We start from the raw sequence: 306 nt of genomic DNA, 5'->3' as shown, positions 1-306 counted from the left end.
GCAAGTTGAAATTTGTTGTAACGGACAAAGATAATAAGGAGATAGATACAACTGGTCGTGCCGTTAATCTGTCGGAAATTCAAGAGTCACCGGATGGCACTTATACAGCCACATTAAAAGGCACGCTTGTCGGAACTTATAAAATTACACCGAAGGTTTCTTCTGTTGCCGTTGGAACTCTTGAAGCCACTGTGACAATAAAGGGCGGTGATGTTGATGCAGGAAAAGGAAATTCCACCTTTATCGCATCTTCGACATCATTTAACGCAGGTGATAGCAAAGGATCAACACTCACCTTTACAGCGA

At 42.5% G+C, this 306-nt stretch carries 1 protein-coding gene; it reads left to right on the top strand.

All coding sequences use genetic code 11. The annotated features are described in order from the left end of the window. A partial coding sequence (locus H3S94_RS11795) for an invasin domain 3-containing protein (RefSeq protein WP_198241186.1) occupies positions 1-306 on the top strand: 306 nt, incomplete at both ends.

Source organism: Bartonella sp. B10834G3 (assembly GCF_016102505.1).
In the GTDB taxonomy this organism is placed as follows: Bacteria; Pseudomonadota; Alphaproteobacteria; order Rhizobiales; family Rhizobiaceae; genus Bartonella; species Bartonella choladocola.
The sequence above is the reverse complement of the archived record's forward strand: the minus strand, read 5'-3'. Positions and strand labels throughout refer to the sequence as shown.